Origin of the sequence: Shinella sp. WSJ-2 (assembly GCF_003432075.1) — a bacterium.
Classification (GTDB): Bacteria; Pseudomonadota; Alphaproteobacteria; order Rhizobiales; family Rhizobiaceae; genus Shinella.
On record NZ_QWBU01000011.1, the window covers coordinates 21,619 to 40,892 of the forward strand.

Annotated in this window: 17 protein-coding genes; 8 read left to right on the plus strand and 9 right to left on the minus strand. The window is 57.2% G+C overall.

Features of this window, described 5'->3' with window-relative positions; all coding sequences use genetic code 11:
* The first annotated feature begins 5 nt into the window (after positions 1 to 5).
* From dpdJ to dpdD, 3 genes are read left to right on the plus strand one after another with little or no spacing between them, the layout of a single operon-like run.
* Entirely contained in the window at positions 6 to 4,574 is a 4,569-nt protein-coding gene (dpdJ, locus tag D0Y60_RS19880) for a protein DpdJ (RefSeq protein WP_117371705.1), read from the plus strand.
* Positions 4,574 to 5,101 (plus strand): phospholipase D-like domain-containing protein DpdK, encoded by a 528-nt coding sequence (gene dpdK, locus D0Y60_RS19885; RefSeq protein ID WP_117371706.1) that lies wholly within the window; start codon positions 4,574 to 4,576, stop codon positions 5,099 to 5,101. The genes dpdJ and dpdK overlap by 1 nt, the downstream gene beginning before the upstream one ends.
* The gene (dpdD, locus tag D0Y60_RS19890; protein ID WP_117371707.1) at positions 5,098 to 7,239 is read left to right on the plus strand and encodes a protein DpdD; all 2,142 of its coding nucleotides are present in this window, start codon (positions 5,098 to 5,100) and stop codon (positions 7,237 to 7,239) included. The genes dpdK and dpdD overlap by 4 nt, the downstream gene beginning before the upstream one ends.
* 170 nt (positions 7,240 to 7,409) lie before the next feature.
* Here dpdD and D0Y60_RS19895 read toward each other — a convergent pair whose 3' ends face one another.
* The 5 genes from D0Y60_RS19895 to D0Y60_RS19915 form a co-directional block, all read right to left on the minus strand.
* Complete coding sequence (locus D0Y60_RS19895; RefSeq protein WP_117371708.1) at positions 7,410 to 8,303, minus strand: hypothetical protein; 894 nt, start codon at positions 8,301 to 8,303, stop codon at positions 7,410 to 7,412.
* Complete coding sequence (locus D0Y60_RS19900; RefSeq protein WP_147324544.1) at positions 8,303 to 10,252, minus strand: hypothetical protein; 1,950 nt, start codon at positions 10,250 to 10,252, stop codon at positions 8,303 to 8,305. The genes D0Y60_RS19895 and D0Y60_RS19900 overlap by 1 nt, the downstream gene beginning before the upstream one ends.
* Positions 10,249 to 11,538: a metallophosphoesterase gene (locus D0Y60_RS19905; protein WP_117371710.1), complete on the minus strand. Its 1,290-nt coding sequence runs from the start codon at positions 11,536 to 11,538 to the stop codon at positions 10,249 to 10,251. Before D0Y60_RS19905 ends, D0Y60_RS19900 begins: the two co-directional genes overlap by 4 nt.
* A 264-nt stretch (positions 11,539 to 11,802) precedes the next feature.
* A complete protein-coding gene (locus D0Y60_RS19910; protein WP_117371711.1) occupies positions 11,803 to 12,489 on the minus strand; it encodes an SMC-Scp complex subunit ScpB in 687 nt (228 codons plus the stop codon).
* Between the two features lie 2 nt (positions 12,490 to 12,491).
* The gene (locus D0Y60_RS19915; protein WP_245409246.1) at positions 12,492 to 13,445 is read right to left on the minus strand and encodes a DUF1403 family protein; all 954 of its coding nucleotides are present in this window, start codon (positions 13,443 to 13,445) and stop codon (positions 12,492 to 12,494) included.
* 168 nt (positions 13,446 to 13,613) lie between these two features.
* Between D0Y60_RS19915 and D0Y60_RS19920 the strand changes: the two genes are divergently transcribed.
* Genes D0Y60_RS19920 through D0Y60_RS19930 form a run of 3 tightly spaced genes read left to right on the plus strand, consistent with a single transcriptional unit; the run spans position 13,614 to position 15,324 of the window.
* Complete coding sequence (locus tag D0Y60_RS19920; protein ID WP_117371775.1) at positions 13,614 to 13,871, plus strand: type II toxin-antitoxin system VapB family antitoxin; 258 nt, start codon at positions 13,614 to 13,616, stop codon at positions 13,869 to 13,871.
* Positions 13,871 to 14,257, plus strand: a complete 387-nt coding sequence (locus D0Y60_RS19925; protein WP_117371713.1) for a type II toxin-antitoxin system VapC family toxin — start codon at positions 13,871 to 13,873, stop codon at positions 14,255 to 14,257. The genes D0Y60_RS19920 and D0Y60_RS19925 overlap by 1 nt, the downstream gene beginning before the upstream one ends.
* Positions 14,258 to 14,259: 2 nt before the next feature.
* Positions 14,260 to 15,324, plus strand: a complete 1,065-nt coding sequence (locus D0Y60_RS19930; RefSeq protein ID WP_117371714.1) for a tyrosine-type recombinase/integrase — start codon at positions 14,260 to 14,262, stop codon at positions 15,322 to 15,324.
* A gap of 94 nt (positions 15,325 to 15,418) precedes the next feature.
* Here the strand turns inward: D0Y60_RS19930 and D0Y60_RS19935 are convergent, their stop codons facing one another.
* From D0Y60_RS19935 to D0Y60_RS19950, 4 genes are all read right to left on the minus strand, one after another.
* Complete coding sequence (locus D0Y60_RS19935) at positions 15,419 to 15,700, minus strand: hypothetical protein (RefSeq protein WP_117371715.1); 282 nt, start codon at positions 15,698 to 15,700, stop codon at positions 15,419 to 15,421.
* Between the two features lie 9 nt (positions 15,701 to 15,709).
* Positions 15,710 to 16,009, minus strand: coding sequence for a DUF982 domain-containing protein (locus D0Y60_RS19940; RefSeq protein ID WP_117371716.1), 300 nt, complete (start codon positions 16,007 to 16,009; stop codon positions 15,710 to 15,712).
* Between the two features lie 73 nt (positions 16,010 to 16,082).
* Positions 16,083 to 16,559, minus strand: coding sequence for an Hsp20 family protein (locus D0Y60_RS19945; RefSeq protein ID WP_117371717.1), 477 nt, complete (start codon positions 16,557 to 16,559; stop codon positions 16,083 to 16,085).
* A 151-nt stretch (positions 16,560 to 16,710) separates the two neighbouring features.
* The gene (locus D0Y60_RS19950; RefSeq protein ID WP_117371776.1) at positions 16,711 to 16,983 is read right to left on the minus strand and encodes an usg protein; all 273 of its coding nucleotides are present in this window, start codon (positions 16,981 to 16,983) and stop codon (positions 16,711 to 16,713) included.
* A 282-nt stretch (positions 16,984 to 17,265) separates the two neighbouring features.
* On the opposite strand from D0Y60_RS19950, the gene D0Y60_RS19955 reads away from it, so the two are divergent.
* Complete coding sequence (locus D0Y60_RS19955) at positions 17,266 to 17,580, plus strand: co-chaperone GroES (RefSeq protein WP_117371718.1); 315 nt, start codon at positions 17,266 to 17,268, stop codon at positions 17,578 to 17,580.
* A 53-nt stretch (positions 17,581 to 17,633) separates the two neighbouring features.
* A complete protein-coding gene (gene groL / locus D0Y60_RS19960) occupies positions 17,634 to 19,262 on the plus strand; it encodes a chaperonin GroEL (protein ID WP_117371719.1) in 1,629 nt (542 codons plus the stop codon).
* The last annotated feature ends 12 nt before the right edge of the window (positions 19,263 to 19,274 follow it).

Here is a 19,274-nt window from a genome sequence, read left to right on the forward strand (position 1 = left end):
TTTTGATGGCGCTCTCGCTCAATGCAGCCAAGCTACTGGATCTCATCGAAGCTATCGAAATGCGGTCGCTTGAATGGGGTTTCACGGACGGTTCTCTGAGCGAGGGTGAAGTGCTTGCGCTGGCGAGATCGGTGGTCTCCGCCGGAAGCGCGTCAGCAGCGGACGATGCCATTGAAGAATTGATTGCCGCTCGGGTTATCTTCGAGTTGCAGAACCCAGGCGGCGAGATCCGGTTGCGATCTCGTTTCGGTGAAATGATGCGCTTGGCAGCGGCGAACCGTCAGTTGTTCCCGAACAAGCCATGGCAGGGCGCGCCGCATCTTGTCTCTGACTTCCGTGTTGACCGGCGGCCACGGCGATTTCCCAAGCGTGACCGATTGCCAGAAGCCATCCTGACCGACCATGCCGCGATCCTCGCGTCCACCCCACTGCGCCGAGATCTCTTTCGGTCGTTGACCGCACTGCCCGACATGAAATTGGCGGCCTTCCAGGAACGCGCCGCCGTCAGGCTAACCGTTCCGACCGACGATGGCGGTACGATCGTCACTGCCGGCACGGGTAGCGGCAAGACGATCGCGTTCTATTTGCCGGCGATGATCCGGATCGGCGAAGCGATCGGCGCGGACCACTGGGTCAAAGCGGTTGCGATATACCCCCGCACTGAACTGCTCAAGGACCAGTTCGGCGAAGCGTTCCGGATGGCCCGTACCGTCGCAGGAGCGCTGGCACAGCACGGGCGACGGCCAATGAAAATCGGTGCATTGTTTCGATCCTCACCACGACGTGCCACCGAGAAGGAACTCGCAGACAAGGAATGGAGCCGACGGGGACAAGACTTTGTTTGCCCATTCTTGCGCTGCCCGACCTGCGCGAACGAGCTGATCTGGCGACGGGCCGACATCGAGGCGGCAACCGAGCGCCTCAGCTGCGCCCGACCCGAGTGCAGCGGGGCGGTGAGTGAACCGGAAATCGTGCTCACGCGCGAGCGGATGCAGCGCCAGCCGCCGGATATTCTATTCACGACGACCGAAATGCTGAATCAGCGGCTCTCCGATCCTTGGATGCGCGGCTTGTTTGGCGTTGGTCTCCCCCAGGCCAAACGCCCGTTCTTTGGTCTTCTTGACGAAGTCCACACCTATGAAGGCGTATCAGGCGCTCAGGCCGCTTTAACGCTCAGGCGATGGCGGCATCTACTGGCGTCGCCGATATCCTGGGTCGGCTTGTCGGCGACCTTGGGCAACGCGTCGCATTTCTTTGCTGATCTGACGGGAGCGCATCCCGATCGCGTCGTCGAGATTACGCCGACGCTAGCGGAGTATGAGGAGGAAGGCGCCGAATACCAGATCTTGCTTCGGGGCGATCCGACCTCGCGCGCGTCATTGCTTTCGACCACGATCCAGACGGCGATGCTTGTACCGCGCCTTCTCGATCCGCCAGGAGCAGCAGAGGTCTCCGGGGCTTTTGGCCGTCGCGCATTTCTGTTTACGGACGATCTCGACGTTACAAACCGACTCTATGACGACCTGCGCGATGCAGAGGCGTACACCATTTTCGGACAACCGGACAATCAGCGCCGCCCGCTCGCGGCCATGCGCGGCGACGGCGGTGACGCGGCACTGCGTGATGTCGAGGGACAGCGATGGCGGGTTTGCGAAGATATTGGTCACCACCCCCTCGACAGACGGTTGGTAGTCGGTCGTACGACGTCTCAGGACGCTGGGGTCAATCAGTTAGCCAATATCGTTGTCGCCACGACGGCGCTCGAGGTCGGCTTCAACGATCCCACGGTCGGTGCTGTCATCCAACACAAGGCCCCACGTGGCATGGCATCGTTCCTGCAGCGAAAGGGGCGTGCCGGCCGCGCACGAGCGATGCGCCCCATCACGCTTACTGTCCTGTCGGACTATGGACGCGATCGGGTTTTTTATCAGGCGTACGAACACCTGTTTGATCCCGCGCTCGAGCCGCAGAACCTTCCGATCCGAAACCCATATGTTTTGAAGATCCAAGCTGTCTACGCCATGTTCGATTGGTTGGCCGCGCGAACAGCAGGCTACGAGAAGGCGTGGCAGTGGGACTTGCTGAGTCGACCGCAGGACCACCCCAGCCATGCTGTCCGGACCGTGTTGGATCGCAGCAAGGCAATGCTCTCCGATCTCATTCAGGGCAATCAAGCCACTATTGACGACCTCGCCCGACACCTCACGTCGGCATTGGGCATTGATGCGGCCACGGCCAACACTCTTCTCTGGGAGCCGCCACGCTCGCTTCTGCTCGAGGCGATCCCGACTCTGGTGCGGCGGCTATTTCGCAACTGGCGGCTGGCTTTTCCGAGCCAGGCCGGCGAACTTGATCTAAAGATCGATTATCACCCTCTCCCAGATTTTGTCCCGCGGAGCCTTTTCAGCGACCTCAGCCTACCGGAAATCAGGATCATCCTGCCTCCGGCAACGGCAAATCACGACGAACGGGTGGAGATGATGCCCATTCTCCAGGGCCTCAATCAATTGGCGCCTGGGCGTGTCACGCGACGGTTTGCCCCTGAAAGGGGCGCATTGTCGCATTGGGTGCCGGTCGACCCCTCACATCCCGAACAAGATTGCCGGATCAGCGACTACGCAGAGGAACACGAGTTTGTCGGAGAGTTCGCTGGCCGGTTCAACGAACACGTGGGCGCGGCGCCGATCCTTGTATTTCGTCCCTGGACGGTCCGCCTGACAAAGGCTGCCCGTAGTGACGCGTTGCCGAGCAGCAACGCGAGGCTCGCATGGCAAACAGACATCGTTGTGAATGGCGATGCCCTGAATGTCCCCATCCCGCCTCGCTCAAGCTGGCGCCGGTTGGTTGGATCGATAGACTTCTTCCTTCACCGCTTTCGATCAAGCGTCAGCGTGCGCAGGTTTGCGTCAACCGCGCATGCAAATGTGCGGACCCTACAGGACGATTTTCCCGTTACGGTGCATTTCAAGAGTGATGATGGTCGGCCAGCCGCACTTGGTTTCGAGCTTGAGGTTGACGGCCTTCGGATCGATGTGAGGCTGCCTGAGGGCTTCGAGGACGCGGTAAACTCCCTTCCTGAATCGTTGCTTGCGACAAGTAGGGTGAATTTCGCGCGTGACGCTTTCAAGAAAGACCCGGGCCTTCCTGGCGACCTCAATCCATTCCAACGTGAATGGCTTTTCCAGATCATGGTCTCGGCGCTTTTGGCGGATGCCGCCAACACAGAGCGTTCCTTGCCGGAGGTCGTTTCGGACGTGTTGAGCGAGCCTCGGTTCGAAGGCATCTTCCACGACACAATGAGCGAATTATTCGGTGCGCTCCCGCCTGTCGTTCCGGATGACGAGGACGACGACGATGAGCACGACGAAGACGCAGCCAACGCCGGCGTCGGCACGCCGCCGGCTCAACGGCGACGAGGACCGGGGCGCCTGCAGCAGGCACTTGCGAACCAGGTCAGCCTACCGATCGTTCGAGAACGTATGCGGATAATAGCGCAACTCCTTTGCGCACCAGATCCGGTAGCGTTCGGGGCATGGCTTCGGGCTCTAATTCTGGAAACGCTCGGAGAGGCAATGCTACAGGCGTGCATCGCCGCTGCACCGCGGCACGCAACAGTCGACACACTTCTGGTCGACATTCGTGACGACCAGGAGAGCGGCGATACAAGCGTCTGGATCACCGAGGCGACGTTGGGTGGGGCGGGCGTTCTCCAAGCCTTTGCCGAAAAATTCGCATCCGAACCTCAGATTTTCCTGACGGCGCTCGAAGCATCTCTCGCTCCAACCGATCTGGAACTGGTTGACCCTGGCCTCCGCCAGATCCTCCATCTTGCCCTCAGTGACGCGAACTTGGCGGGAGAAATTGCGCAATTGCGTGCAACCAACTCGCATGGCGAGCGCGCTGTTCTTTGGAGATCCCTCTCCCAACGTCTCACACGACTGGGCGGTATCGATGTCAGCCATGCGCTTTCCGTATCCCTGAACATTCGCCTTTTGCGCGCCGGTAGCGGACCCCAACTGGACCACCTTCTGCTCGATCTGCAATCTCAATGGGACCTCCTCGAGGATCGATATGCAATGTCGATCGGGCTCAGAGAATTCGCCTACATTTGCAGCAAGGACGCCGCTTTGTCGTCATCTGTTCGTTCGTTTCTGTCGGCCACTCTGCCAACAGCAGCGATCGGAAACGTCACGGTGCTGGCGGCCATCACCAGTTTGCTTTGGCCGCGGGCCGAAGAGGTGCGGCTACGCTCCCTTCAATCGTATAATCCCTATCGGCAGCCGCGCACCACCGACCCGGCTTTGGTCCGCCACATGGTGCTGACGAGGTCTACGCCAACTGTCGAACTCGCCGCCCCCGACTGGTTTGCCCAACTGAGCCAAGCATTCGAAACGCATGGGATTTGCCAGTTGGCCGCCGCTTCGGAAAATGCGGGGGCGCTACGCGAAGCAATGGTGGTTCTCGCGGCAACGCCGATTAATGTCGGGGTCCTGCAGTTCTTCCCGGTCGTCGAACGTATCGACCGAGCATCCGGTCGGATCCTGTGCACTTTGACACTGCGGGAGCAAATCTGATGCTCGGACCTTCACGTGACCTGCACGGTCCCGCCCAGTCGCGCGCGGTTCGCGATCTCTTTCAGAGCCTTTTTATAGCAGAGTTGCTCAGCCCTAGCCCGAAGCTCTGGTTTTTCTTTGCGTGGATTTCCGACATCGAGGTTATCGATAATTCTGCCCGACAGTTTGCGTCGGTCCAACCGGACTGGCCGAGCGCACCGATAAGATTATCCGAGGTGCTGCGGGCGCTTCTGTCGCGCGGCCAGCAGGTTCGCCTGATCATCCGCGAGCACGGCCACAACGAATACTTCATCGCGAAGTTACAGACATTGAAAGCAATCTTCGGGGATCAGGTGCGGTGGACAATCGAAAAGGATTTTCACGCAAAGGGTCTCCTCGGTGCCGATTTTTTCTTGAGCGGGTCAATGAATCTCACGCTAAACGGAATATCGATTAACGGAGAACATCTTATCCTCCGGACAGATCCTGCGTCCGTAGCGGAGCAGACGATCGAATTGGAGTCGCGGTGGGAAGGGCTCCTGAAATGATCGGTTCTGATATTGCAGACGCACAATCGGTTCTTTCTGACCTCGAAACGGTGTCGACGACCTCGACCTTTGGTCCCGACGTCGAGGACGTTTGCAGGCAGCTTCGCACGACTATCGTGGATGCTGCATTTCCAGGCGCTCTTGTTCCAATTACAAATTCAGCCGGTCGGCTGCAAATCTTGGTCGCCGCGACAACAATGATGGCCTGGCGCAGGCTGGCGCCGGTCCTCAAGGCCTTTGCGGGGCCGACCTTGACGTCCTTCAGCGGCATCACAGCGCCACTCCCGCCTGGCGAACCAACTGCTCAAAGGCTTGCTCAGACACAGCCCGCCGCAACCTGCGTCATTCAAATCCCGCAAGACCGCAAAAGTGTCTTGTCGGCCTTGCGCGCGCTCATGCGCGTCCGTGAAACGATCGCCCGCGCACCCGATCTTCAATCCGCGGTCCCAGAACCTACAAGTTGGCTCCTGGCGAGGTTTCAAGACAATCTCAACGTCGGGCGCCGGAATGCCGCGACTGTTATTTTGGAGCGGCTCAAGGATGAACTGCGGCTCGATGCACTGAATACCAAATTCCTCGAGGTTCAACTTCTTGCGGCGTTCGGCGACTGGGCAGCGATCGTCTCGCTGGCAGGCTTTAGCAGCTTGCGGCTCGCTCGCAGACCACCCGCGATTAGCGCACTCTTGCTGGAAGCGCTGTACCGCACGCATCTGGCGGATTTTTTCGATGCTGGCGATAGCGCCAGCGTCCATAACACCTACCGAGCGACCGTTCACGACCTGGCTCAGCCGATGCTTTCTGTGCCGTTGCCATCGACCTTAACCCCCGGCGGGTTGAAACTCTACGCCCTCGAAATGGTGGTGTCGCCATCGCGGTCAGATATTCAGGAAGCGCTTGCTGGCGATCAGTCTTCGCTAGGCTGGCTTGCTGGCGAGCTGGAAACGCACCTTGGCGCTATCGCGCCTCTTGCAACCTCGACACTAACGACCTCACCACTCGACGATGCTCGTGCCGCGTTGGTTCAGGTGGACGCGGTCGAGGCTGTCGACAACGTTGCTGCAGCATTGGCCGCCCTGGAGAAGCTTGCGCCGGCGGAGCTCGCTTTAGTTCGGGATGCCGAGCCCTTCAGCGCCGCATTTCGCCTTATCGAGGCAGACGCTCCAGCCGGTGTTCCATCATCATGGATCGAGTGGCTCGAAAAAACGGCTGATCCGTCCTTCACCAACGCTCTCGAGATAGCCCGTCACGGAAAAGACGAGTGGTCTGTTCAATCGTCCGCGCGCGATCCGTCCCAGGTTGCTGCGTTCGTGACGGCGCTCAACCGCGCCCAGGATGACCCGCTCGCATCGGAAAGGACGGCGCAGGCCCTTCCTTTCCTAGTGGCGTGGCTTCAGCAAGACGCTGCTTTCCCCGCACCCGTGTTAGCGCCTATCTATGCGAACCTCCTCACCCTGTTCGCGCTGAATTCGACACGCAGCGGCACGGTCTACGAATCCAGCCAGGTATTGGTGGAGGCGCTCCTGACAGTAGGGATAAACGAGGCGGATTACGCATCACTAATCGCAGATATCAACGAGTTGGCAGGGCAAGCCTTTGGCACCGATATGATCTACTGGGTTCTCGACACGATCGAGAGCTTCATGCGGGCTAGCGCACCGGACGCCAAGAGTCGCGAAGCCTTCCTTCACAGCATCCTCGCTAGGACGGCACCACTTTACGGGCGGTTGAGTATCATTCAGCGGATAGCCGTAAAGCGCCTCGCCAGCGAACTTGGATGGTCGCTGGATACGCTCGGCACGAACGTCGAATCCGTACCGGTCGATGACGTTAGCCAGAAACTGAAAGGGCTGCGGATCGCGATTTACTCGCTAACTGAGACGTCGAGCCGTCAAGCCAAGAATGCCATAGAGGAAATGGCCCCAACTGCGAACGTCGATTGTGCTGCAGATCATGGAGGATCCGTCCGCCTAAAGGCCTTGGCTGAGAACGCGGACATTTTTGTTGTGAGTTGGCTCTCTGCAAAACACGCAGCGACGGAATTCATCAGGGAACACCGTGGTGATCGCATTCTATTATATTCGCAAGGGCGTGGCTTCTCGAGCATCCTTCGCGCGATCGAGGAACACCTCAAATCTTAGTGGAATGGATCACCTCCGGAATGGCTTAAGGCAACGCGCCGTAGCGAACGCCTATAGTGCTTCGACTTTCCCGCATCCATTGAGGCTGCCGGCTTTCGAATTCCTTACATCAAGACGTCCACCTACGGTGCTGGGACTAATTCGATGCGCGCTATCGATCGATAGTCCATTTAGATCACAGTCGATGTATCCGTTATCACAAGACTCCACCTTTCCCCCACATCTCTCGTAACGCCTGGCGAGATAAAATCTGGAACACAAAGAAACGCTGGCGTTCTAGTATTCTCGATCGCCCAAAGGCAGGAAATTATAGAATGTATCTTCCAGCCGCCGATAACCAACAAGGGCTGCAGCCGATCTTTTAGCGTCGAATCTTTCCACTCGTTGAGTGCGTAAATCAAGTTCGGCACATCAAGCCTACCGACCGTATAATGCTCCGCCAGGAGGAAATCATACGCATTAACCAGGGCAGGATCTTTCATTGAAACGTATTCCTCCGGCGACACAAGAAAGATTTTCGACGGCTCCCAGCGGGCGGAAACATTCAGGACGCGGCCAAAATCTAGACCACCGCAGACAAAAACTGACTTCGATTTTGAGGCGTCAAAGCGACCACCCAAGTATGGTATTGCGGTTAACTTCGACGGAAAGTCATGAACGCGAAACCAAAACTCATCCCCCTGAAGCATTTCTACAAGGTCGGAACCGGCAATCTTATATTTATTCGTGGAATACGTAAGACGTATCGTCTTAAAATATGAAAAGGAAATAATGCATCCAATTATTAAACAAATTGACGAACGTGAAAACTCGTCCATATTGAGCGCGACATTACGTCCACGCGAACCATTGTTTAAAGCGCGAATGATAGCATTCTTTGTCTCGCGCATTATCTTTATGGATGCTGCTGGAGTAAGTATTGTGGAACTAAAAGGATCAATGATAGACTCAAGCTCTGGAGCAGCATCAATCACATTTTTTGATGTAAAGGAAATAAAGCGCTCGTCAACTTCAGAGGCATCCTTATTACTTTCCATGAAGTATTCGAACCGGCCGAGCATCATTACAACATCCTTGGGTTCAAAGTTTCATGAGCGATTTCACTAGGTATATTTTCGCTGAGTTGGTTGTAAACCCGATAGCTCCAATCCTCAGCCTCCATCCCACTTTGAGGTGAGATCAGGTCGCGGAGCTGCAGGTACGAAATAGACGATATTCGGAATGGTTTTCTCGGCGCCAACTGCAACTCAGGAGACAAAACTCCTGCGAGCCGGAGGTCGATAGTCGTGCTAATGCCGATACTGCCATCCTCTATTCGAGCGGCCCCTGTGTAAACTGCCTCTTTGAGTATCTCACGCACTAACCGCTCATAGGCCCGATCTTCTTCCAGGAATAGAGAGCGTTGGCTAGGCTCGAAATCGATACGGAATATTCCACGGTCGGGGAGAAGGCTTGCTATGCGATAGTCTTCAGTTTGTAAGAGATAGGTGAGGTGCCCAAGTCCGCGGATCAACTTCGACAACTCACGTGAGTAAGGCTGCCGAGGATCATGCAAGCCTGCCGAATATTTTTTCGCATACGAAGTGAATGCTCGCGTTTGCAGTTCTGTCGGTAAGTGATCACCGTGGAAAAATGCACGTTTCGCGGGAGGGCGTTCTTGATCAAGCTCAAATAGTTCAGAACACAGCGATAGGAAGTCACGGAGGCAACCGTCAGCCAAGTACATCAAAGTATTAAATCCTTCGTACGGGACCGACAGTTCCAATCTCCGCGCTCCAACGGCCAAGGCTGCAGCGCCTTTTTGCCTGAAGTAGTTATCAATCTGTTCTGAAGTTCTCTGATCGAGGAAGTTTCGAAGCTCGGAAATTGATGGGAAGATGCAACTTGCCAAGAAAGCCTGATAAGACTTTACCTTATTAGGGCGATCCATTGCGCCGGCAATAGCCTCTTTATATTCGTTGAGAGAATCCAAGACGGAACGTTTCTTGGACTTTGCTAGCATTCGTTCGAACATTTCTTCAAATGACAAACGACCGATGTAGCTTTTAAGATCAACGGGCCCATCAGACGGTTGCTCAGTAGCGACGCTCGCAAGTTCCTTAGTGACGCGAATCTCAAAAATTTTCTCACAAATGAATGAAAACTCGCGGGGCTCATCTCGGTAATTTAAATCAACAAATTCGCGATCGTGCGCAGTAACATACTTCATTCGGTTGTCGATTGCGAACGGGTCAAACTGACCTTCAACGTAGGCAATATTCCAGAATATGGGTGCCTGGCTTCGATAAAGGATATTGTTTATTCTCTTCTGTGAATCTGGGCTTGCGAGGTGCGCGTCATCGACCGAAATTTTTATAAAATAATTTGCTCCGTCTGAAGTGAGGACGTCAGTCTCTCGCAGTTTCGAGCACACCCAATCAGCGAATTCGATCCCAGAGATCATCAATATTATCTCTGGAGTTTCTGACGATCCAGAAAGCGCTGCGTCCCTTAGCTTTCTGCAGTGACGCCGCAGAAATGACGCGAGGGATACGAACGAATCTATAGTTTCGTATTTGCTGGGCTTGATGTCGAAGCGTAGGGTGATTTTCTTCACAATTTCGGTTTCGGTAGCCAACTTGATTGTCAACACACCGTCTCGATTTGCATCGTCGAGAAGATCGAATACCTTGGCGTAACAATAAAGTATCGTATAATTATAATAATATTCAGATTGGTCATATAAATCGAAGTACTCTGTAAACTCGTCAAGGAAGTTTACGTAGACGCCTAAGCACCTATCTACGGTGTTAGACGGATTGAATACATGCATTCTACTCGATTTTCTGGTATAGTAATCGGACAGCCTAAGTAAAGCTGTCTTTCCGGAGCCGCGCACTCCTTGAATGTGGCAGGGAGATTGTCCCAATACCTTCTTTGCCTTGGCTGGGACCCAGACGACGTGATCGGTTTCGAACTCCCACCGTCGCACAGAGAAGGGATTGTCGAGTGAACCTGCGCCGGGATTTTTCATATCGCTAACCTAATGTCCCATTTGGGTGGTGACTTATGCGCGTTCGCAACATGCACTAGACCAGCCCATGATAACGCTTCGCAATTCCTCGCAATCAAATCGATATCTAAACCTAGTTCGTCGGATAACTGGCTAAGGTGCCGATGAGCGGCGTCGCCAGCATGCACAAGATATCTGAAGATGCGTCGCGCTTCCTCCGGAAGTGACGCAAGCCGATTTTCCCCGTGTGCCATGGAAATGCGAAGAGAGCGGTTCCTTACTAATTGAAGGGTCGGTGAAAATCGCCAAGGTATTATATCGACGCCGATCGGCTCAAGATCGGCATCAAGATAAAGATCAACTATATTGACACCGTCCGTGATCATCGGCGCTGATATGGACAATATCCCGCCGTCGTGATGGAGGGGATCGCGTATCAACTCTATCGGGTCAGAATGTATATGCCCGTGCAGATACAATACAGGGTAGTCCTTCGTGGCGAGGACCTCGCGTAGCACGCCTGAATTAATTAGTTCGCCGTATGGCAGTACCCGTGTCTCTTTCTGTGGCAGGAGGTTATGATGCCCCACAATGATGGGAGACTTGCCGTGGATCCCAGTGAGTTCGACGTCGAGCCCATCAATGTCCTTTCGGTCGAGCAGCGGCATGTCCAGTTGCTCAGCGATTTCCGATACATCTTCAATTAGTTTAGGCGCCGTGGCCGGGATATGATATCCGTTTATCGCTTCAGAAATTGCTGTTCTCAGTTTTGATGGAAGCGCTCGGAATTCCCCGCACCCGAGGCAAGTATTGATCCCCAACGCCGATACAGTGCTGCCGCTCACGGGCACTGTGACTCGGCCAAAATTCCTCGTTGAGTGATTGGTAATTCCATTGTTTTCCATGGCAAGGCGGTATGTCTCGAACTTCTCGTAAGGGTCGGTGCTGCCCTCAACCGGCCTGGTGACATCGTGATTACCGGGTACGAACAAAACCCGTTCGCTGATCTCTTCTTGACTAAAAATGGGCTTCAGCAGGCCATTTAGGCAATATTTCACCGCTTTATCTAGGTTGTCTGGATCACCTTTTACGGTGAAGTCTCCGACGAATACCACGAGATCTGGCTTTGGATCGCAGATATTTCTAATGGAAGCTGCCAGTTTATTAAGGGCAACTCCTGGAGTTTTCAGCGAACTGGAAACTACCGAAATGTTATCGGGGGAGGTGCCGAAATCGGCCCTTGGGGCGACATTTTCTGACCACGGAAAATGAATATCACCAACTTGCAAAATTCGGAGTCGTTTCATCGCGATTTTATATCTCGGTTATCCATAGTACACTACCGCGAAAAAGTTCACGTCTGCAACTTTAACAATCGAAGATACAAGATTGAAAGCGATAATATCAAAGCTGTTCTCCCTTTCCCCAAACTGGAAAGCCTTACAAGTTTTGCGCTGTCCCCAGAGCCGTTATTTGAATTCTCGACGACAGCAGGATGCGGCCTTCCCTACTGTGGAAAGGCGTTGCAAGAACCCGCCAGGTCGACAAAGCGTAAACGCTGCCACTCTCGTCTATTCTTCGTCGCTCTCTGTCTCAGACGAAAGCGGCTCGTTCTGAACGCCCGCGCGTCTGAGCAAGCCCGCATCCTCTAGCGCCTCGATGTTTGGCAGGTCGCGCAGCGTCTCTATGCCGAAGGCCGAGAGAAAATGCGGCGTCGTAACGTAGGTGTAAGGCGCCCCTGGCGTCGGACTGCGTGGCCCGGAGCCGAGGAACCCAGCGCCGCGCAGATTTCCGATCACGTCACGGCTCACCTCTTTACCAAAAATCTTCGACAACTCGCCGCGGGTCACCGGCTGGAAATATCCAACCGCCATCAGCACCATCGCCTCAAACTGCGACAAAGCCGCCGCCCCTCCTCGTGTCGGCGCCGACGACGCATGGATCGTCTCGGCGAACCGTGGCCGGGTCCGATGCTGCCAGCCGCCGGCGACCGACACGAGTTCATAGGGCCGGTCGCGCAACTCCTCGACGAGGTCGTCGATCAGCAGATCGATGCTGCAATCTTTCCCCACCACCCGCGCCAGTGTCTCGCGGCTGACCGGTTCGGCGGAAGCAAAGATCACCGCCTCCACCCGCATCATCCATTCCCGCCAGCGCATTTCTGGCGGCAGGTCCTCCAGCTCACGATCAAACAAGCGTTCGCTTGCGACCTTCGTCCTCTCCTTACGGGTTTGCTTGGCAGCAGGAGATCCGGCCATCGTCACAACCCGAAGATTCGAAAGGAGGCGCGGCCGGAGAGCTCGCGCACCGCATCGAGACTTTCCAGACGCTCGAACAGTCGATTGGCCGCCCAGCGCGACAGTTTTGACCCCGGTGCGGACGCCGGCACGGCGTCTTCGGTCAGCAATCGACGGATCACCGGCTCGGCGCCTTTGGTTCGCACCTTCGGCGCCACTGCCATCAACCGCGCGGCGCGGCGATCGATTTCCGCCGCGGACCGTAGCGCTGTCTCAACGCCGTCGACCAGCGCCAGGCAGATCGCTTTCGGATAGGCTGGCTCACCCGGCCGGACGCGACCGCGACCGCCGATGGTGCGGAACGCCGGGCCAAACCGCTCGGGAAGTAGCAGTGGCACGGGTTTCGGCCAGTTCAGCTTTTGCGCCAGCACGAGCTCGGCGAGGCCGAGGGCCAGCATCTCGGCGTCCGGGCGAACGGCAGAGATCGCCGTTATCAGGTCCGCTACCGCGAAGGGCGCTGCTCGCCCGGACTGATTTGCAGAATCGACGATCTCGGGGATCGAGGCAAGGCTGTCGGTCCCCGCCATCCCCAGCAGTTCGGCGACTTCCCTAACAAACGGCGTGGTGATCGTCCCGGTTCGGCGCGCCAGCAATCGTGTGGTCAGAAACAGTTTTCCGGCCGGGCCGGAATCGTCGCCCACGGCCGTCAGCAAAACAGCGTCGCGGATGGCGGCTTCTTCCTCGCCTCGCCCGAGCATTCGGGCAGCGACAGCGGCGGATTTTAAGGCGAGTCGATCGCGGCAGCAGCCGAGCCATGGTGGGTTGGCTCGGATGAGATCGTCGAGCGATTTCAGAGCGATACCGGCAGAGAAGGCCGCGTCGGATTCGCTTATGTCGTAAGTTCGAAGCCGCGCCCAACCTGGCAGGCGGGGCGACCAGATTTGGGCTGGGTCTTTGGCAGGCAGAAGCGAATCCATACAACGGAGCATAGATTAGATGCGCGGTTTATGCTAGCGGTAACGGTGTGAACCGCACAGCCTGTCGGCGGCATAAAACGTCCGATAAGTTTGCATTATCGTTCATATTTGACATAACTCCGCTTGTGCGGTAGAAATCGCAAAAAAGGTAGATCATTGGAGTCTCTTGTGTCTCTTAACATCAAAAACCCGGAAACCGTCGCACTTGCGGACGAATTGGCGCGCCGCCAAGGTATCAGCAAGACTGCGGCCATTCATCAGGCATTGAGTGAACGTCTGCATCGCCTCGGATACGGCGATGGGACCCAAGAGCGTCTGCTTGGCGAATTGCGGGCAATCCGGGAGCGGGTGGGCCGACTGCCCGAACTGGACAACCGCAGCGATGAAGAGATCATCGGCTATGACGAGCATGGAATTCCCAACTGATGGTGATCGATACCTCCGCCATCGTCGCGATCCTGCGCAACGAGCCCGAAGCGATGCGGCTGGAAAAAGCCCTCGTCGCTGACCGAATCCGCCTGGTTCCCGCGACCTGTGTGCTTGAGGCGCGCATGGTACTGGTCAGCAAGCGCGGCGAACATGCGCTGGCCGAGATCGATCTGTGGCTCAGCAAGATCGAGGCGAACACCATTCCGGTCGATGCCGATCTCGTGGATCTGGCGACGCAAGCCTGGCTTGCCTACGGCAAGGGCCGCCATCCGGCGGCCTTGAATTTTGCCGATTGCCTCTCCTACGCACTTGCAAAACGGGCGGACGAACCGCTGCTGTTTATCGGCAACGACTTTTCTCAAACCGATATCGAGGCGGCGTAGTGATGGCCCGCGACACGGATGCCGACGACGATCTGCCTGATATCGCCCCCTCCCCGTCCCCGCTGCCGATATCCAGCCTGCCGGGGCACCTGCAGAATCTGATCGATCGCGCCCGCGGCTACGTCGAGGCGGCCAGTTCCGAAAACACCCGCCGCGCCTATACGAGCGACTGGAAGCATTTTGCCGCCTGGTGCCGGCGCTCCAACCTATCCCCCCTCCCCCCGGATCCTCATGTCGTAGGGCTCTACATCACCGCCTGCGCTTCAGGGACCGCCGAGCGCGGAATGAAGGCGAATTCCGTCTCAACGATCGAGCGGCGCCTCGCCGCCATCGGCTGGAACTGTTCACAACGCGGCATGCCCCTGGATCGAAAGGATCGCGCAATCGCAACAGTGATGGCCGGCATTCGCAACAAGCACGCCGCCCCGCCCCGGCAGAAGGAGGCGCTCCTGCCGGAAGACCTCATCGCCATGCTGGAAACCCTCGATCGGGGAACCCTCCGCGGCATCAGGGATCGGGCAATGCTGCTCGTCGGTTTTGCCGGCGGCCTGCGCCGTTCGGAAATCACCGGTCTGGACCTCGGCCGCGATCAGACCGAGGACGGCCGGGGCTGGATCGAAATCCTCGACAAGGGTGCGCTGCTCACCCTGCGTGGCAAGACCGGCTGGCGCGAGGTCGAGATCGGTCGTGGCTCGTCCGACGCCACCTGCCCCGTCGCCGCGCTGGAAAACTGGATCAGGTTCGCCAAGCTCGCCAAAGGCCCCCTCTTCCGACGTGTGACCGGCAAGGGAAAGGACGTCGCGCCGGACCGTCTGAATGATCAGGAGGTGGCGCGCCTCGTCAAGAAGACCGCGCTTGCCGCCGGCGTGCGTGGTGAGCTTTCCGAGGTCGAGCGCGGCCAAATGTTTGCCGGGCATTCGCTGCGCGCCGGCCTGGCTTCTTCGGCCGAGGTCGATGAGCGCTATGTCCAGAAGCAGCTCGGCCATGCCTCGGCCGAAATGACCCGTCGCTACCAGCGCCGGCGCGACAGGTTCCGGATCAATCTCACCAAGGCTGCAGGTCTATAGCCAAGTGATGTGCGACACAGAACTGAGCAAAGAACCCAGAAGGCCGCCGATTTACCCCCTCCCCTGCGAGACGGTGATCGGAGCCCCTCGTCCTCTACGCCTCGTAGCGGAGGTCGAGCTCCTTCAGCGCCGACTGAAGTTCATCTATCGTCACGGGCTCGGCGAGGCCTGGAATCTGACGAAGTGCAGGCCTTGATTCCACCGAGTAATAATCCGACGCCCATGCGGCAAGAATTGCCCTCTTGTCGTCGATTGAGAGAGATGGCGCATCGACGATGTCGCCGGGGCGTCGAAGCTCAGTCTTACCGTTGATTAACACCGCTGGCCCCATCATCACCGCATCATTGGCAGCCTTCTGCAACGTTCCATCCAACATATACGCACCTCATCGAATATGGGGATCGCGGTCGCGCTGCCGTCGGTAGGCAATGACAGGGTCGCCCGGAGGTACCAGGAGGTCGTGCTTCTCGGCAAAAGCAACATAGAGACCGCGAGCGGTCTCGACCTCCACCTCCCCCTGCATTGCTGCGCGGCATGCGTTCAGTGCTATAGTGTATGAGGCATCCTTGTTCAGGTGAGGCCACTCGACCAAATGCCTGTAGGCCTCGGCCGCAGTCCGGATTTCCAAGGGAAACCCAAGACCAATCAATATCTGGATAGGTCTCGCAAACACATCGGGTTTCATGTTTTCCTCCTTCCCAACCCGTCATGCCATTGGGCGCCGCTCCACCGGCGCCCGTTGTCGCATCGTTCACTTCTTACGCGGCCTTCTGGCCCTCGATCTGTGCGGGAGATTCGAGCTTTCCGAGCGCAGGCGCGCCCGCGATCGAAATCTTACGCGGCTTCATCTCCTCCGGAATCTCGCGAAGAAGTCCGATCGAGAGGAGACCGTTATTCAGGTCTGCACTGTCGACCCTAACATGGTCCGCAAGCTCGAAGCGATGCTCGAATGGCCGGGACGCGATGCCGCGATGCAGGTAACCCTCCGCCGGCGCATCCTGTTTCCTGCCGGTCACAGTAAGCAGGTTCGACTGAAAGGTTATGTCGAGATCGTCTCGCGAGAATCCAGCGACAGCAATCGCAATTCGATAGCTGTCATCGCCGGTCTTGACGATATCGTAAGGCGGCCAGTCGCTGACTGAACGCGCACGCTGCGCGTTTTCCAGCAGGTTGAACACACGGTCAAAGCCGATGCTCGACCGAAAGAGCGGCGCATAATCGTAGGATGTTGCCATAACCATATCCTCCTTGAAGCAACATGGGTACGGGGCGCCGAAAGACGGCGCTCCCAGCAAGGCCAGCCCTGATCCAGCGGCTGGCGGCAATCGATCTGGTTTTTCCTCAACTGACTTTCAAGGACATGATGCAGAATTTTTTGCGGCCAGTTCAGTGCAGCCTGAACTCGCCTTCGACGCGCCGCCATTCGTTCGCGCGGATCAGGCGCTGATGAGTGTAGCGCACAGAGTGCAACGGCCCATCCAGCGACGTCTGCCAAAAATCTAGAAATTTGTGCATTTCGGGAAAGTCCGGGGCGAGATCGTAGTCCTGCCAGACATAGGTCTGGAGAACGGATTCGAAGTCGGGAATGCGATAAAGGATATGCGCAGTTGTCAGGCCGTAGCCTTGGAGCTGGCGCTCCAGATCTGATGCAAACCGCATGCTTTCATCTCCGTTGTTCGACCCCGGAATGATGCCGCCATCGTTCACGATCATCAACAAATTTCATCGTTCAACTTCGATTTTCTCGTAGCATTACAGTATGTTAGCAGCCACTTCCGACGAGTGCTGATTTTTTTCGGCCAACCTCTTGAAATGGAAAAATCGACAATCCAGATTTTTGCGCGCAGGGCGCTCATGAGAGGTCCTGTACCCGCCCGGACCGGTCATCCGGTCCGGCTCCGGGTGAACATCGTCATCACTGTTTGTCCATTGGAGGAAAACATGTCGTTCCGACCGCTTCACGATCGCATTCTCGTTCGCAGGGTTGAATCGAATGAAAAGACCAAGGGCGGGATCATCATTCCCGATACCGCCAAGGAAAAACCGCAAGAGGGCGAGGTGATCGCCGTCGGCCCGGGCGCGCGCAACGACGCCGGGCAGATCCAGCCGCTCGACGTAAAAGTCGGCGACTACATCCTCTTCGGCAAATGGTCTGGCACGGAGATCAAGATCGCCGGCGAGGATCTGCTGATCATGAAGGAAAGCGATGTCATGGGCATCCTCGAAGGCCGAGCCGAACAGAAGAAGGCGGCCTGAGCGACCCCACCCATCCAACCAGTCACATAGCTGCCTATTGAGGAGTTAAAGAAATGGCTGCCAAAGACGTCAAGTTCAGCACCGACGCCCGTGAACGCATGCTGCGTGGGGTCGATGTGCTCGCAAATGCTGTGAAAGTAACCCTTGGGCCCAAGGGGCGCAATGTCGTGATCGACAAGTCCTACGGCGCGCCGCGCATCACCAAGGACGGGGTGTCAGTCGCCAAGGAAATCGAGCTTGAGGACAAGTTCGAGAACATGGGCGCGCAGATGCTGCGCGAGGTCGCCTCGAAAACCAACGATCTCGCTGGCGATGGCACGACGACCGCAACCGTGCTCGCCCAGGCCATTGTCAAGGAAGGCGCCAAGGCGGTTGCTTCCGGTATGAACCCCATGGACCTGAAGCGCGGCATCGATCTCGCCGTCGATGCCGTGGTGAAGGATCTCAAGAAGAATGCGCGCAAGATCACCAGCAACGCGGAGATCGCGCAGGTCGGAACCATTTCCGCGAACGGCGATGAGGAAATCGGCCGTTATCTCGCGCAAGCCATGGAAAAAGTCGGCAACGAAGGTGTCATCACGGTCGAGGAGGCAAAGACCGCCGACACGGAACTCGAAGTGGTCGAAGGCATGCAGTTCGATCGCGGCTACCTCAGCCCGTATTTTGTGACCAACCAGGACAAAATGCGTGTGGAGCTCGAAGAGCCCTACATCCTCATTCACGAGAAGAAGCTGTCGAACCTGCAGGCAATGCTTCCCGTGCTGGAAGCGGTCGTCCAGTCGGGCAAACCGCTGTTGATCATCGCGGAGGATGTGGAAGGTGAAGCTCTTGCGACGCTCGTCGTCAACAAGCTCCGCGGCGGCCTGAAGATTGCGGCGGTCAAGGCCCCTGGTTTTGGCGATCGTCGCAAGGCAATGCTCGAAGACATCGCCATTCTGACCGGCGGGACTGTCGTGTCGGAAGACCTCGGCATCAAACTGGAAAACGTCACCTTGAATATGCTTGGCCGTGCCAAGAAGGTCGCTATCGAGAAGGAGAATACCACCATCATCGATGGTGTCGGCTCCAAGGCGGAGATCGACGGACGCGTTGCCCAGATCCGTGCGCAAATTGAAGAGACGACCTCGGACTACGACCGGGAGAAGCTGCAGGAGCGCCTTGCCAAGCTGGCAGGCGGCGTTGCCGTCATCCGCGTTGGCGGCTCGACGGAGGTCGAGGTGAAGGAGAAGAAGGATCGCGTCGATGACGCACTGCACGCCACCCGCGCGGCTGTCGAAGAGGGCATCCTGCCCGGCGGCGGCGTTGCGTTGCTGCGGGCGGTCCAGGCTCTCGACAATATCCAGGCGGCCAATCAGGACCAGCGGGTCGGTATTGATATCATCCGCCGGGCCATTGAGGCGCCCGTTCGGCAGATTGCTGAAAATGCCGGCGCGGAAGGCTCCGTCATCGTCGGCAAGCTGCGCGAGAAGGCCGATCTTTCGTTCGGCTGGAATGCACAAACCGGTGAATACGGCGACCTCTACGCTCAGGGCGTGATCGATCCGGCAAAGGTCGTCCGCACCGCGCTTCAGGATGCCGCTTCCGTAGCGGGCCTGCTTGTCACGACGGAAGCAATGATTGCCGAGAAGCCCAAGAAGGATGCCGCTCCGGCCCTGCCGGCCGGCGCGGGCATGGACTTCTGATCGTCTCCCGGA